This is a genomic window from Pontibacter locisalis, from assembly GCF_042684605.1.
Lineage (GTDB): Bacteria > Bacteroidota > Bacteroidia > Cytophagales > Hymenobacteraceae > Pontibacter > Pontibacter locisalis.
In genome coordinates, this window is sequence record NZ_JBHULU010000020.1 from 118,266 (window position 1) to 134,299 (window position 16,034).

Annotated in this window: 11 protein-coding genes; all 11 read right to left on the reverse strand. The window is 44.8% G+C overall.

Annotated elements, in window-relative coordinates:
- Window positions 1-13: 13 nt before the first annotated feature.
- Window positions 14-433: a hypothetical protein gene (locus ACFSRY_RS13790; RefSeq protein WP_377508660.1), complete on the reverse strand. Its 420-nt coding sequence runs from the start codon at window positions 431-433 to the stop codon at window positions 14-16.
- A gap of 40 nt (window positions 434-473) precedes the next feature.
- Window positions 474-1,328 (reverse strand): thermonuclease family protein, encoded by an 855-nt coding sequence (locus ACFSRY_RS13795; RefSeq protein ID WP_377508663.1) that lies wholly within the window; start codon window positions 1,326-1,328, stop codon window positions 474-476.
- Window positions 1,329-1,432: 104 nt separating this feature from the next.
- Complete coding sequence (locus ACFSRY_RS13800; protein ID WP_377508666.1) at window positions 1,433-1,651, reverse strand: hypothetical protein; 219 nt, start codon at window positions 1,649-1,651, stop codon at window positions 1,433-1,435.
- Window positions 1,652-1,766: 115 nt separating this feature from the next.
- Window positions 1,767-5,192: an amidohydrolase family protein gene (locus ACFSRY_RS13805; protein ID WP_377508670.1), complete on the reverse strand. Its 3,426-nt coding sequence runs from the start codon at window positions 5,190-5,192 to the stop codon at window positions 1,767-1,769.
- A 224-nt stretch (window positions 5,193-5,416) separates the two neighbouring features.
- Window positions 5,417-7,429 carry a tetratricopeptide repeat protein gene (locus ACFSRY_RS13810; RefSeq protein WP_377508674.1) on the reverse strand — a complete coding sequence of 671 codons (2,013 nt, stop codon included), beginning with the start codon at window positions 7,427-7,429 and terminating at the stop codon, window positions 5,417-5,419.
- 196 nt (window positions 7,430-7,625) lie between these two features.
- Window positions 7,626-11,273, reverse strand: coding sequence for an AAA family ATPase (locus ACFSRY_RS13815; RefSeq protein ID WP_377508678.1), 3,648 nt, complete (start codon window positions 11,271-11,273; stop codon window positions 7,626-7,628).
- Window positions 11,274-11,298: 25 nt separating this feature from the next.
- Entirely contained in the window at window positions 11,299-12,528 is a 1,230-nt protein-coding gene (locus tag ACFSRY_RS13820; protein ID WP_377508682.1) for an exonuclease SbcCD subunit D C-terminal domain-containing protein, read from the reverse strand.
- 136 nt (window positions 12,529-12,664) lie between these two features.
- Window positions 12,665-13,051: a rhodanese-like domain-containing protein gene (locus ACFSRY_RS13825; protein WP_377508685.1), complete on the reverse strand. Its 387-nt coding sequence runs from the start codon at window positions 13,049-13,051 to the stop codon at window positions 12,665-12,667.
- Window positions 13,052-13,166: 115 nt separating this feature from the next.
- A complete protein-coding gene (locus ACFSRY_RS13830) occupies window positions 13,167-13,472 on the reverse strand; it encodes an ArsR/SmtB family transcription factor (protein ID WP_377508689.1) in 306 nt (101 codons plus the stop codon).
- Between the two features lie 198 nt (window positions 13,473-13,670).
- Window positions 13,671-14,618 (reverse strand): YeiH family protein, encoded by a 948-nt coding sequence (locus ACFSRY_RS13835; protein ID WP_377508692.1) that lies wholly within the window; start codon window positions 14,616-14,618, stop codon window positions 13,671-13,673.
- 62 nt (window positions 14,619-14,680) lie between these two features.
- Complete coding sequence (locus ACFSRY_RS13840; RefSeq protein ID WP_377508695.1) at window positions 14,681-15,802, reverse strand: BamA/TamA family outer membrane protein; 1,122 nt, start codon at window positions 15,800-15,802, stop codon at window positions 14,681-14,683.
- Between the last annotated feature and the right edge of the window lie 232 nt (window positions 15,803-16,034).

Consider the following 16,034-nt stretch of genomic DNA (forward strand, 5'->3'; position numbering starts at 1 on the left):
AAGCTCTTTTTATTTATTCGCTCATACGAACCATATCTTCGTCGAAAATATGGTTGAGGTCCTTGCTGCACTCCTGGCAGTTATACCGGCCATATTCTTCTATAGCTCTGTGCATCGTAAGGTTTCTGAAAGAGCCTTTTCCTTTACCTGTTACCAAAACAGGGCAATCGTGCTTTAGGTGAAAAATATCCGACTGGCTATCCTCTAGTATCCACACACGCTTCTTCTCCATTCCTTTTGGAATGATAAAAAAGGTGGGAGCGGGTCTCTTTTCAGACACTAAGGAAGCATTAGCCTCGGTTGGGGCAGGAGCTGGTATCTCCTCGTTTTCAGTTTTCTGCTGTTGGCAAGCGATAGTTCCGAAAAACAGAGCTATAACAATTGCTGCAGTTTTTAAAGTAGATGCAGCCTGTTTGGTAAGGGTAAGAGTCATTATTTTAAAGCTTGTAGTCAGGCCAAAATTATAAAAAATATTACTGTTTGCTACAGGTTTTATCTAACCTCCTTCCAAATTCACGTATAGCTGCAGCCTCTGTTACCGTTAACACTTCAGCTTTGCAGCGCTTTAAAACAGAACAGGATTTATCTACATGATATACTGCTGAACCACTGCTATCGCATAGGTAAACAGTACGTTTGGTTGCGCCTTTAGGCACGGGTGTTACCGCTACCGCAGGCTCTAAAGCATTGCTTTTACTGCGCTTTTCTTTGCGGTAATCCCATGGAGCAACAGGATTAGGATCCTGCCATAGCCCTCGCTTGAACCTGCGGGCGTCAGCTTCGGCGTTCGCTAAGTTTTTATCATTCGAGTAAGCCTTGTAATGCCAGGCATAGCCATTTTTAATTAGCTCCTCGTTCAGGCTCTTTCCATTAGGAAGTATAATAGTACCCACTGTTCGGCCATAGCGGTCTTTGTTGTGAACCAGCAGACGCACTTGCTTGCCAAAGGCAAGGTCAGAAGTGAATTGCTTCGCCCTTTGGCCATATGCCTGGGCTTTTTCTGGTGTATCAACACCAAACAAGCGGACTGTTAACTCTTCACCGTTCCGAAGCAAGACAACGGTATCTCCATCTTTTACCCCAACTACTTTGTCTCCGGCGGTAGAAGCTGGTTGCTGTGATAATGGTTCTTCGACAACAGGAGAATCCTTTATAACAGCAATTTCTTCTCCTCCAATGGCCTGCTCTGTGTCCTCACCTTTTTCACGCTCAAGTATAGCTTGCTGGCGGTCCCTGAACTGTTCCTGCGCATCTTTGCGGTCGCTCTGGCAGGAGAGGGTGGTTATTAACATTAATGCACTAAGCAGGTGAAGCGTAAGCTCTCTCATATATTGGATGTTTAAATACAAAAGTACTATCCCTGATGAAAAAGTTTAAAGAGGTGTCAAATTTAATCAATGGTTGTAAGTAAAAGAGCCAGTAAGCCAAAGAGCTACAGGCTGTCAACAGCTTGATTGTTCTCTTGTAGAGAGTCTTCAAGACCAGCCCCTATATCTGTAGTGGGTTTGCCGGGAGCTACAGTTGGAGCTCTGGGGTCATCTACCGATACAGGTATATCACCTTCTTCATCTCTATCTCCAGTATTTTCTCCACAAGCTACCGTCAAACAGGTTGTTGCACCTACTAGCAGGCTGAATAAGAGTTTCTTCATGGTATGTTTTATTAGTTTCTGTATAGATACGGTGAGTTTTCAGGATTAGTGCATGTAAAGAAAAAAGCCCTCCAGCTTAGCAGGCTGAAGGGCTTTTTTTAGGTATGATGATTATTTATTCCTGAATACCAGGAACACCTACAGGCATGGCACTGTGCCAATCAAAAGAAGGAGCTTCCTGCTTTGTTGGCGCTAATTGATCCAGTGTGCTGGCATCATACAGTCGACCATTGCGCATCACATATTTAATGGTGTTTGTATTGCGGATGTTCTCCAGCGGATTCTGATCCATGATAACCAGGTCAGCCAGTTTTCCGCCCTCGATAGAACCAAGGTCACCATCTAAGCCTAAGCCTCTTGCACCAAGGATAGTAGCTGTTTTAAGCGCATCCAGGTTGCTCATGCCACCAGACTGTACAGACCAAAGTTCCCAATGGTAGCCTAATCCCTGCAGCTGGCCATGAGATCCAACACCAGCCAGACCACCAGCTTTTACAAGATCATTTACGAACTCAGCGTGGCGCTCAAAGATATGCTCTTCTTTAGCAAACCAGCCTGGTCTGCGTCTTGCTTTGGCATCCAGCTCAGCTTTCGGAGTAAAGTAGTTCAGTTTTTTATCACCTAGTACATTTTCTGTCGCATAGTAATAGTTCTCAGCCCAGGGACCACCATAAGATACAAGCAGTGTTGGTGTATAGGTCATTTCTGTTTTCGCTACGAAATCAACCACATCTTTGTACAGTGGATAGATTGGGAACGAGTGCTCATGACCTGGGTATCCATCAATTGCCTGCGTCATGTTCAGTTTAAAGTCTAGGCCACCTTCTGTCGTTGGCAATAAGCCCTGCTCTTTAGCTGCCATGATGACCCACTGACGGTGCTGGCGGTTACCCACCAGGTACATCTTAATTGTTTTTGTGTTATAGTATTCTGAGTACTGCTTCAGTACCTGCTTGGCATGGTCTAAGCTCTTCAGGTTGTAAGCCCAGTAACCAACACCAGGTCCCGTAGAATAAACTCGTGGGCCAATCATTTTACCGGCATCTACCATGTCAGCATATGTCAGCACATCAGTAGTGGCAGTTTGCGGATCGCGGGTAGTGGTAACGCCGTAAGCCAGGTTAGCAGCGTAGATCCATACTTGGTTAGTATGCACTCCCCAACGCGGCCACATGTGTGCGTGCGTATCGATAAAGCCAGGCGTGATGGTCTTCCCTTTTACATCCACTATTTTAGCTTCTTTAGGAGCATTTAATGTTCCGGTTGCGCCAACAGCTTTGATGCGGTTGTTTTCGATCAGGATGTCACCATTCTCGATCACTTCATCGCCCTTCATGGTAATGATGCGCGCGCCCTGCAATAGGATGGTGCCTTGCGGAATGTCACGTGGTACCTGAATCGCTATCTTCGTTTCTACAGGCTTATAACCTTCGTCCTTCTTCTCTTCTTTGGCCTTGTCGTCTTTCTTTTCTTCAGACTTGCCGTTTTCAGCTTTGGCTTTCTCTTTTTCGGCTTCTTTTTTACGCTCCAGTTCTTCCTGTCTGGCTTTCGCCTCATCCAGGTTGTAGGCAAAGAAACCATTACCGATTGACCAGTAAACAGTTTTACCGTCAGCAGACCAGCTTGGGAACTGACCACCGATCTCAGTTAATTTCCAGCTAGGGAAAGCTGAGCTTGATACATCAGCCACAGAGATAGTAGGAGTCTCACCACCAGTTACAGGTATTGTCACCACATAGATCTCATTGTTGATCAGTGCAAGCGCCTTATCACCTACAGGAGCCTTGATAACTGTAGAAGCAGTCGATGGCTTCTGCTGTGGCTCACGCTCTTCCAGGTGCATGTTATGGTTCATTTCCTCCTCAATCATGTCTTCCACAGAACCGTAGGTCGTAATACCTTTTACTTTCAGGAAAGATTTCTTGTCCGTCCCGTCCCATCGGATAGAGATCAGGCCGTCAGAGCCATTGTACAGGTAGATGCGGTCATCACCTTTTACAAAGTGCGGGTTGGCACCTACATCAGCTTTGGTAACATAATTGGTCTCACCGCCTTTAGCAGACACCCAATTTATACTTTGCCTGGAAGCAAATGCTCCAGGTCCTGTAGCCTCACGATATGCCTGTGCAGAGCCTTTTACAAAAACAATCTTACTGCCATCCGGTGACCAAACAGGGTCCTGGAACACAGCCTTCTCAACTGTTATTTTAGAAGGCTTCCCTTTCCCGTTAGCGTTAAGCTTATAAATAGAACCACCTGTTTTCTCATCCCAGGTAACAAAAGCAATTTGCTTTCCATCTGGCGACCAGGCAGGCTGTGCCTCTGTATGGTCTGCTGTTGTCAGACGTTTAGGAGTACCACCCGGATAATCCATTACATAAAGCCTGTCCAGTGCAGTAAAGGCAATCTGCTTTCCGTTAGGCGATACAGCCGCATCTCTGATTTGAGTTACGGTCATCATCTTCTCGTCAGAGATTGGGAATTTAAAGTCGAGCTTAGGGCCTACTTCAAGTTCTGCATCTACCTGAAAAGGAATTTCCTTTGCATCGCCACCAGCTACAGGTATGCTGTAGATCTTACCACCGTAAGAAGCTACCAGATTCTTGCTGTCTGGAGTAAACGACATAGCAGGTAACACACCAAGTGGAGCAATAGACTCTTGTTCATCACGTTGTACAGGGTATGCGAGCCATTTTTCGTCACCGGTTTTCAGGTTCTGTGCAACCAACCCTGTGTTATCGTTATGGCGCGTACCATACACCAGCCAGTTTCCATCAGGAGAAAGGGTAGGAGTAAAGGCAGAACCATAACGGGAAGTTCTTACATCCACGTCACCTGTTTCACGATCGTAAGTAGCAAGCTGGTACTGTGGCAGCTGTGCATTGTAGTTCCAGGCACCGTTACGCTGTGCGAACCAGATATAGCGGCTATCCTTGCCAAAAGCAGGTTCTACCGTTTTCAGGTTATCAGGCTTGCTGATTAATTCAGCTCCGGAACCACCATCTTTATGATACAGGTGCAGCTTTAGGTTTCGGCGCCCTTTAGATGCAACGATATATTCCCCATCTGGCGTCCACTCCGCAGCCTGAAAGTTATCATTCTTACTTTTGCTGATCTGCTTTGTCTTTTTTGTAGCTAGATCCATAGTCCAGATGTTGTCCGCACCGTCTTTGTCAGAAACAAAAACAATTGACTTACCATCCGGGCTGAATTTTGCCTGGGTATCGAACTGCATTCCCGATGTCAATTGCTCTGCCTTACCTCCCTTTATAGAAAGCAGGTACAGGTCGCCAAGCATATCGAATACAATCTGGTTACCATCCGGACTTACATCAATGGCTAGCCAGGAGCCTTCGGTAGTGTTAATTTTGACTTTGCGTGTACCTTCCAGCGGAAGGTCTTTCTTGTCCTTTTTCTCTTTGTCCTTCTCAGTTTTGGCTGTATCCTGCGCCATGGCAGGGCTGATCATCAGGCCAAGTGAACAAAGCACTAAAAGCGATTTTTTCCATCGGCTTTTTGTGTTGTACAAAGTTTGGTGCATAAAGAAGCGTTAGGTTTAGTTTGAAGAAGCTAATATAAAATAATAAGCCGAAGCGGGCCTACTAAATAGATGAATAGTAAATTTTTGTGGGTAGTAAGGTTAATTCTCTAGATAAATATATATTCTGCCCTGAAAGTTCCACCCACAGGGTATGGCTACTTTTCAGGAAAATAAACAATAGTGGTAAGGTTGGTGATGAAGAGAAGGTAGGAGGTAGGCTCAGACTAAGCCAGTTCTAATTTTGCTTCCTCAGCAACCTGTGTAATCTCTTCTTGCGGTTTTAATGCTGGTAGTCTGAAACTGAAAGAACTACCTTCGCCTAATTCACTTTCAGCCCAAATTTGGCCCCCATTCTGCTCAATAAAGTACTTGCAGAGCTGTAACCCTAAGCCGCTTCCTTTTTCATTTGCTGTTCCCGGGCTACTGTTGTTACTGTGGCCGGAAAATAGGGAGCTCAACTTCTCAGGTAGTATACCAATGCCTGTATCTGTTATTTTTACCGTTACATAATCAGGCTTCTTCTCTGCCATTACCTGAATGGCATCTCCTTGTTTGCAGAATTTAATGGCATTGGAGATGAGATTCCTTAAAACAAGGTCGGTCATTTCTTTGTCAGCGAAAAGCCGTAGTTCCGAATCCACAGTAGAGGTTAGGCTTATGCCTTTTTGCTCTGCCTGTGGCTGGAGTAACTTGATGTTCTGGTTAACCAGTCTGAAGACTTTTACTTCTTCAGGTTCCATCTTCAGTCCATTCATCTGCGCTTTCGTCCAAAGCAATAAGTTATCGAGAAGCCAAAGTGAACTCTGCTGCGATTTTTCTATAGTAGCCAGGAAGGTGCTCATCTTCTCAGGAGGTACAGCGCCTTTAGAGAAGACATGCAACAAACCCTTAAGTGTAACCAACGGACCGCGAAGGTCATGGGCAATTATGGAAAACAGCCTGTCTTTTACATCATTCAGTTTTTCAAGCTCAGCTTTTTGCTGTTGTAAGAGCGCAGATTGCTCTTTTAATTTTTCCTGCTTCTGAGCTAAAGCAGCGCTATGTTCTAAAACATCTCTGTTTTTCTGCCTTAGCAGACCATTAACCCGGTGGAGCCGTTGACGCCCTGCAAAGAACACAGCAGCTAAAACAACTGCCATTAGCAATAGAGCAATTGTGAAGTACTGAAGTGAATTTTTACGTTTAATTTCCTGCTCATGTAAGCTATGCTCAACTTTTAGCAGCTTGTTTTCCTGTTCGGCTCTTTCTTTCTCGTACTGCAGTTGTAGCTTTGCTATTTTGGTGTCTGCTTCAGTTGTGTTAACGCTGTCTTTATACTGAGTGTGCATCGTTAGATAACGATGTGCATTTTTATAATCCCCCAGTTGTTGATAAATAGAGTTAAGTAACTCAGCCCCTATTCGGATTTCGTCTTTAGAATCGATGCTCTTAACTACTTCTAAGTTTCTTAACCCATAAGGGAGGGCCAGTTCCGGAAAGCCACCGAATAAATAGGCTTGTGCCAACCCGTAAAGAGAATATGCTTTGTTAAGAGAGCTGTCCTGTGGGGTTAGCATTTCCAGAGCTCTTTTATGAAAAGAAATAGCTTTGTCCCATTCCCCCATTTCTGAGTAGAGGTAACCAACATTATTTAACCCCAGAACAACACTCTCATTGTCCCTTAGCTTTTGCTTCAGGTGCAGGCTTTTTAATACATGGTTGAGCGCTTCTTTCAGGTCATTTTTCTTCTGATAAATACTGCCGAGGTTATTATATGACTTTGCAATAGAAACAGAATCCCTAAGAGCGAGGGCAATGTCCAGGGACTTCAGGTAGAACTCTGTTGCCTTCTCAAAATTGTTTTGGATGTTATAAAGGGAGCCAATGTTATTGTAACTAGCAGAAAGCCCTATGGAGTCTTTAAGCTCTTCACGAATCTTAAGAGACATAAAGTAGTATTCTGCCGCACTGTTATATTCCCCTGCCTTATCATAGGCAATTCCAATACTATTATAAGCAAGGGCCAGCCCGGTTGGGTAGTCTATCTTTTCAGCTAGTTGAACAGCTTTGCTGGCATAGGCAATAGAAGTGCTAACGGAGGTGTTAAAGTGAAGCCTGCTGAGTTCGCATAATAGAAGAACCTGCTCATTAGAGTCAGATGTTGCCTCCAATTGAGATTCTATCTCTCTTATTTTATCAGTTTGCGTGTAGGCTTTTCCCCAAATTAGAAAAAAACCTAGTAGAAGGAGGTATCTCATTTGCACTATGTTACGCTCAAATATAGTGCAATTAAAATAGTTAGCATAGCATTTTTAGAATAATATTTTATTTATGCTATTCTTGAGCTGAATATAAGGTTTTAATGATTTTCAGGCTCAATCAATTTTTTGTTTAAATGAAATTGTGCAATAAAATATTTAACCTGCACAAGCCAGGTAGATGAAATATGAATAGTTATCTAACCTCTATCTTACTGATTCCACCTGCCTGCCGCTGTACTTTAATTTGTGTGCAGATTCGCTCTTTCAGTGCCTCTACATGCGAAATAATACCTATCATTTTACCGCTTTCCTGCAGGTTTTCCAAAGTGGAAATAGCAGCATCAAGCGTTTCCGCATCCAACGTTCCGAAACCCTCATCAATGAAAAGTGAGTTTATCTGTGTTCGACGGCCTGCAAGATCGGAGAGCCCTAGTGCAAGTGCCAAGCTTACCAAAAAGCTTTCGCCACCCGATAGCGTATTCATCGGGCGTATCGCCTCTGCCTGGTATGTATCAACGATCAAAAGCTCCAGGTCCTCCTCTGCACTCTTCAGGATTCGGTAGCGATCGTTCAGTTTCTTTAGATGCCGGTTAGCTAGTTCTGCCAATCTGGCCAAGGTAAGACCTTGTGCAAAACGACTGAATTTGGTTCCCTCTGCAGAACCAATCAAATCTGAAAGCTGTGACCAGCGGTGGTACACCTGCTGTTGTGTTTTGATTTGCACAGCAAGTTCTTTATTCTTCTCACGCTGCTCCGAATCCTGCTCTAGTAGCTGCTGTTGGCGGGCACGCTGTGCAATCAGTTCCCGGTGCTTCTCAGACTTAAGCTGTAGCTGGTTTTGCAGGTTTTCTTTGCTATCCTCAGTAAGCTTTCTTGCTTCTGTTTGTTCCAGTTCGTGCTGCACATCGCTAAGAGATTTCCTTAGTTCTGTTAACTGCTTTTCAGTATGAGCTTTGAGGTTAGCAAGTCTGTCGGCTTCATCGCGCTCCAGCAGCATCTGGCTAAGTACCTCTATTGTTTCGATACCCTTTTGCTGCAGTATCCGAAGCAGGCCGTTTTTCAATTCATCTAAAACAGATAGGTTCTGCTGATGTTTGGACTGGCATTCAGTTTGCCTGGCCTGTGCCTCTTTTAACTCCTGTTGTTTTTGCTGGTGCTTAGAACGAGCCTCCTCAGCCTGGTTTATAAGTCTGCGAAGCTCCTGTTGTGCCTGTTGCCGTTCCTGCTGTGTGTCTTTCTCTCCAAAAAGCTTTAGCCGTTCTTCCTTGAGTAACGTTAATTTTTGGTGAAGTTCTTTTAAAACCTCCTGGCGCTTTTGTAGCTCTTTCTCCTTGTTCTTTATGTTTGCCTCGAGGTTCTTTACCTGTTCTTTTACTTCAATGTAGTTTTCCCGCATACTTTCCAGTGCCTGCTGCTTCTGGATATAGGCAGTTGCTTTATTCTCCAGCTTTAGCAGCAGATCCTGGCGTATTTCAGGAGTATATTCTAAGGCGTATGTTAGCGCAAAAGACGTAGCCATCTGGGTGTTTGCCTGCTGCTGCTCCTCCTCATCAGCCAAAATAGCCTGTAGCTTTAGGAGCTGGTTCTGCAGAAGTTTTTCAGAAGCTTGCAATTGATTGCATTTGGCTTCTGCCTGTACCAGTGCTTCCCGGTTTTGCTGAAGCTTTTGGTTAATTTCTTCGAGTGCACGACTAATAAGACGTGCCTGGGCCAAACGTTTTTGCATAGCATCTGCTGATGACTGCTGCGATTGTAACAGGGTAATCAGCCTTTGCTCTTCCGTTATGTTAACTTTTTCCGTAACTCCTTCTGCAACCTGCATAAAAGTTTGAGTTAATCGGTTCGCTTCTGATTCTGATTCAGATTTGGTTGAAGTTGCTGTTTGGATCTTTTCTTGAAGCGAAGCGAGTTCGAGCTGTACGGTATGGATGTTCTGCTCTGTCTCTTTTACCAGTGCCAGTTGCGCATCACGCTTCTGTACCTCTTCCGGCAGGTTAATTGAATAGCCATCTTCAATGAAAGGATGATGTTGAGAGCCACATAAAGGACATGGTTCGTCCTTTGTCAGCGTGTGCCGGGCTTCTTCATACTGCTGTATCTGCTTTTGAAGGTCTACTATTTTCTGCAAAGCATCCAGGTAGGCAGTTGACTCCTGTAGCTTATGCTGCGCCTTTTGGAGCTGTGCTTTATTTTCTGCTTTCTCCTGCTCAAAATGAGCCAGTGCCTTATGAGTACTTTGGAGTTTAAACTGTAGTTGTGTGTGCTGTTGTGCCAGTTCACCCAGACGTTCCAACCTGGCCAACATAGCAGGTTGTGCCTGTGCTATTTGCTCTAGCTCATCCAGGCTCTTATCCAGGAGAATGGCTTTTACCTCATTCAGCTTTTCCTGCTTTTGTTCCTCAAACTGCTTTTGTAGCCCTTGTTGCTGCTGCTGCGTTTGTTTTAAAAACTCTATCTGGCTGGCTTCAGCCTGCTGTTGCTTTTGCAGTGTATGCTGCTCCTGTAAATAGCGTTTGGTGCGCAACTCCAGCTCCTGAACCTCTTTTAATGTCTGGCGAAACTCAGGCAAGTGCTCACGGAGGTCCTGAAGGCTGGCATTAGTCTCTAGCCAGGCTTTTATTGCTGTTGCCTCTTTTGTAAGCTTGCCTAATTCCTGCTGTTTTGTTTGCAGCAGGTTTTGCTCTTGCTTTAGCTGCTCCTCGAAAGAGACATAAATGGTTTTATCTTTTTGATAACTATCACGAATAGAAATAAGCTGGTGGTCAAGCTTTGATACCTGCTCCAGTAGTGGCTCTAATTTTTGAAGAACCTCTTCCTGCTGCTCCTTAGCTTTTCCAGCTTCTAAAGCTACTTTACCTGTCAGCTCTAGCTCTGTTTGCAGAACAGGCAGGCGCTTTTCAATGGTCTGAAGCTGTTCCTGAACTTCTTTAAGCTTTCCATTAGCACTTCTGATCTCAGCTAATTCACCAACAAACTGATGCGCTTGCTCATGCTTTTTCAGTTTCTGAAACTCAGGTTCAAGTCGTGATAGTTTTTGTTCCTGGTCCTGACAGGCTACTTTATTTTGCTGCAGCTTAGTTTTAAGGTGTGCTAACTGCTGTAGCCATTGTACCTGTTCCTGTAGTGTTTTTAAATCTTCCTGCAGTTGCCCTTCCTGTTCTGCGAGTTCCTTTATACTTGTTTCGTAGGCTTGCCGCTGTTCTTCGGGTAACAACTCAATGTCCTGTAGTTTCCGCTCCAGGTCATCTCGTTTCTGGCGTTCAGCTTTTGCCTTCTCAAAAGCGAATTTGGATATCTCAGAGTAAATACCAGTGTCAGTTATCTTTTCCAGCAAACTGCTGCGCTCATTCGGATCTGCTTTTAAAAAACGGGCGAAGTCACCTTGTGACAACATCACGGATCGCAGAAATTGGCTGTAGTCAAGCCCGCACAATTCTGCTACTTTGCCCGGTACCTCACTAGGTTTTAAATCGAAAGGCTGGTCATCCTTAACCTCACACAGCTCCATGTGCACAGGCTGAATGTTCCCATCCACTCTGCCACGGCTACGACGGATATGCCATTTGGAACGGTAGTGTTTTCCGTTAGCCTCAAATTCCACTTCGGAAAAACTTTCTGCAGTATGGCGCGTCATCAACTCCAACGGCTTTGTGGTATTGTGGCGGTGTGCCATTCCATACAACCCCACGGTGATTGCATCCAGAATAGTAGTCTTACCTGCGCCTGTTGGGCCAGTAATAGCAAACAGTCCGGCTTCTGCCAGCGGGCTTCGGTCAAAGCGGATTTCGTGCTCTCCCTTTAGGGAGTTTAGGTTTTGGAAGCGTACGGAAAGGATTTTCATGGTTGTCCTGTAAGTAAATCAGATCTTAACTTTCCTTTTCCTGGCCCATCAACTCCAGTAGCTCCGAAAAAGTAGCTAATAGTTCTGAATGATCAGAATCAGGGAAAGCGCTTTCGCAGCGCTTTAAGAAAACATCTTTCTCTCGTAGTGAATGCAGGTCTACTTCTTCTTTAACTTGCTGCTCCAGTGTTTGTACTGCCTTTATGATAATGGGCGGACGATGAATGAGGAGCTGGAGATCTCCTTCTTTTAGCTTCAGCACCTCCTCTAACTGTTGGTTCAGGTCGGGTAGGGGAGCATCCAATTCTAACTGTAGCTCTGCCCAGGCCTGTAGTTTATAGGTGCTGTTGTCATAAATAGCGAGTTGTTGCTTTACCTTTTCAAGTGATCCTTTGAAGCGCACTAACTTTCGGCAGCAGGGTATCTCCAGTTCATGCAGGTCGGCCAGTTTTCCATCTGCGAAGTCAAGAATAAGAATGATCTTCTTGTCTGTTACCTCACTAAAGCTTAGTGGTATAGGAGAACCGGAGTAGCGGATGTGGTGCCTGCTGTTTACTTGCTGTGGCCGGTGCAGGTGACCAAGCGCTACATAATCAAAATCAGCAGGAAACTGATCCGCCCCGATCTGGCCCAGATTTCCCACGTGTATTTCTTTCTCACTCTCAGATGCTGAGCCGCCGGCGGCAAATAAATGCCCCATGGCAATAACAGGTATACTTTGCTCTTTGTACTGCCGGATGTGCGGCACAAAAGCTTCGTAGTGTGAGGCAATGCCCTGCTTTATACGATTCTCCCGCTCTTCAAATGTTTCGCCGGCAACAGAGAGACGGATATCCCTGTCTCTTAAGAATGGTACGGCGCAAACAACAAGCTTAAGGTTGCCCTCTTCACAACGAAGCTCAATCAGTTCATCCAACGGGTCTTGTGAAGCACCCCCGATAACTCTGATGTTGAAGTACTCCAACAGTTCTTTTGGGGCATTCAGGGTGGAGATGGAGTCATGGTTCCCACCCGTAATGATAATGTGTTTACAGCAGGTAGCGCAGACACGGCGCAGGAAATCATAGTATTGCTTAAGTGCAGTATTGGAAGGTGCACCATTGTCAAACACATCACCCGACATTAACAGCACGTCTACCTGTTCTTGGTCAATGGTTTGTAATAACCAGTTCAGGAAATGCTGGTGCTCTTCTGTACGTTCGAGGTTAACGAGGCGCTGGCCAAGGTGCCAGTCTGAGGTGTGTAATACGCGCATACTTCTTCATCTCCGATTCCGTTTCAAGATACATCAGAATATAGGGATATTGCAAGTGACGCTGTAAGAAAAATAAAAGCCCGTAAAGTTCGATGAACACGCACGGGCCTTTTTAAGATTGGTTTTTGCCGGATTATTATTCTGTCGGCAGTCCAGCTTCTTTTAGTGCGTTAAATCCGCCAACATTATAAATGTGCTTGAAGCCAGCCTCTTTCATTAGTTCTGCTGCTTTGCCACTGCGGTTTCCGGAAGCACAGTACAAGTAGTAGATTTTATTTTTATCCCAGTTCTTCATCTCCAGGGCAAATTCTCCACCACGGTAGTCTGCGTTCGAAGCCCCTTCCAGGTGACCCATGGCGAACTCTTCAGGAGTGCGTACATCTAATAGTACAGCTTTTGTGCTCATTCTCTGGTCTTTGAACTCTGTCGGAGACAACTGCTTTACCTCAGCTGTCTTTTGCTGTTGACCAGTACACCCTAAAAGAAAAACTGATATTAGTAGACTCGCTAAGATAGATCTCATGTCGCTATGTTTTTAATTTACAATAAACATTCCACTGCTGCTAAGTTAGCAGAACACACCTTCATATCAAGGCTTGCCTGATAGAAGCTAATAATACTGGAAAGGATTTTAAACGCTAAAATGTTTTGCAGCCTTTGATACAATCGATAATGTTAGTGATGGTTGTATCAGTTAGAAAGTAATGCATCTTTTTACCTTCCCGTTGTGTATCCACAATGCCCTTATCACGCATATTGGTCAGGTGATGTGACAGGAGCGACTGCTCTATCTGGAGCACAGCCTGCAACTCACTTACAGTTAACCGCTCGCGTTGCTCTAAAAGGTCTATGATGCTGATACGCACCGGGTGAGCCACACATTTCAATACATAAGCTGCTCTATCCAACTTCTGCTGATCTACCCTTACTTTTAAGCTACTCATGGTAAAAGATTTATTGTAAACTAAAACATGAACATTTCTTCATGTAATGTATAAGCACTACAATATTATTTTCATCTGAGTTCCATAAAAAAGCACTGCTGTCAGGCTTTCTTTGTGCTCATACCATGGTTTGCCAGAGGCAGTAGCCAGCCTGTATAATATGTGGGTTTTACCTGTGAAATTAATGGCTTAGCCATATCACAGAAAATAGATGAGAGCAAGAGAACTGCCTGCAACCAGCAACCAAAGCAAAAGGCCCTGGTAAAAAGGCTTCGCACTAATGCTGCGAAGAGTGCTCATATTTAAGTTAACTCCGATAAAGAAAAGGGAGAGGAGTAGCCCTTTTTTAGCGGCAAACAGTATAGCGGGAATAACGAACGCTAGAGCAGGTATAAAAGTGGCCATTAAAGAGGCTAAGACAAACAGAAGTATGAAAGCTGGAAACTTAATTTTTGTGTTGCCTGCTTTAAATAACAAACCGGAAAGTAAAACCATCGGTATTATCCAGAGGGCGCGTGTAAGCTTAAGCGTGGTAGCGATTTGCAGCGCCTCATCTCCATATCTACTTGCAGCCCCCACAACAGAGCTGGTATCGTGTATGGCAATAGCAGACCACAGCCCAAACTGCTGCTGCGACAGGTTTAGTGCGTTCCCAATTAAAGGGAATACAAAGAGGGCTACCGCATTCAAGATGAATACAACGCCAAGGGCAACCGATATCTCCCGGACATCAGCTTTAATAGCAGGAGCCACAGCCGCTATGGCACTTCCTCCGCAAATGGCAGTGCCTGATGAAATAAGGTGTGTCAGCTTTGGAGGTACAGCTAGTTTCTTTCCCAGAGCAAACCCCAGGAGCATAGTTAGTAACAGAGAAGCAAAAGTATAAAGCAAACCAGAGAGTCCTGTGTTTATTACCTGGTGCAGGTTGATGCCGAAGCCTAATCCGACAACAGCAATCTGTAGCACATACTTAGAGGCTTTTGCAGAAAAAGTGGGAAAAGGATTGCCTACAAATATTCCTGCCAGCAACCCGGCGAGCAGGGCCAGTGGAGAGGAAACTATATCTGTGAAAAGAATGGTGAAAACTACTGTTACATATACCAGACGCTGCAGCAAAGGTGCGTACGGGTATCCTCCGGAAATCATAACTCTTATATTTGATTACCCAAAGTTAAGAGAGTTTCTGATGTAGCCGTACTTCCTTCGCTTTAAAACGCTTCCCCGATAACAATATAAAAGTTCGCTCCTTCACGGCCGTAGCCAATGTCGGCACGAATATTCAGTTTCTGTTCCACGTTGAGGGCATAGCGCAGACCTGCCCCCACCGAATATTTTAAGGTAGAAAACTCTACATCTGCAGGCTTATCAAAAACATCTCCCAGTCCAGCGAAAGTTGTCATGCCAAAACGCTTGTAAACCGGAAAGCGGTACTCAACCTGTGTGCCTGCAAAGTTCTGGTCAAGAAACCGGTTTCGGGCGTAGCCACGAAGTATCTTATCACCTCCTGCGGGAGCTAGTCTGTAAAGTGGCGTGGTACCGGTGTTCACAGTGACAAACGTGTTGGTACCAAGCACGTGGTTAGGCTTTAGTTCAAAGTACTTGCTGAAGTTGATGTTATAGTTGCTGTAGTCAAAGTCGCCTCCGAAGGTACTGCCAAACCTGTAGGCAGAAGTCTCCAGGAGAATGCCGCTACTGGCAAATGAAACATTATCACGGCTGTCGTACAGGAAAACTGCTCCTACGCCACTGTTAAAGCCTCCCTTGTACCCGGGGATCTGCTCTGTTAAAAGCATGCTGCTGCCTGATTCCTCCCCGGTGTGCAATTTTATGTTATAGTAATTGCTGAACTGCAGATCTATACCTGCAAAGGTATGCCTGCCTACTTTCTTCAGCGCCCCAAGCCTTGCGTTTACCAGGGAGTATTCATACTTCTCGTCATTCACTTCCAGACTGCTGTTACCAATTCCATAAAAACGATCTGTGTAAATGCGGTGGCGCAGTTCCCCTCTGAGCAGGTATCTTTCTTCGCGTGTAAAGACATTCCACTCCAGTTGCTGGTCTGTCTGTTTGTTCAACGTGTAGTCTGCCAGTAAGCGCATTGTGGAGAGGCGGGTATAGGTAGAATCATTCAGACTTTTAAGCTGCATGTAACCAATGGCCGCAGCTCCAAAACCCAGGCGCGTGTCCGGGGTGTAGTACAGTACGGGTATTGGAATGATCCCTTTTTTTGTTTCGGCTTTTGCCGGCTCAGCCGAAGAAGCGCTGGTTTGAGCCTGCACAGAAACAAGAGCCACAAACAACAGCACAACTAATAAAGTCAGCTTTTTCATGATCAAAGTCTGGAAAGGTGAGGCGCTCTTTGCTGCTAGCTTGTTTTTTACAAGCTAAGTGGCTGAAGCACAGGAAATATAGTGATTTTTTGAATTAAAGAAACTGGTGCAGTTAATCTTTGAGGAAAAAAAACAGTCTAACCGATGGAACTATAATTGATGTACAAACACTATTAATAATTGTAATTAATCGTTAATTGTTGAAGCACAATAAATTATAGCTTCAAAATAT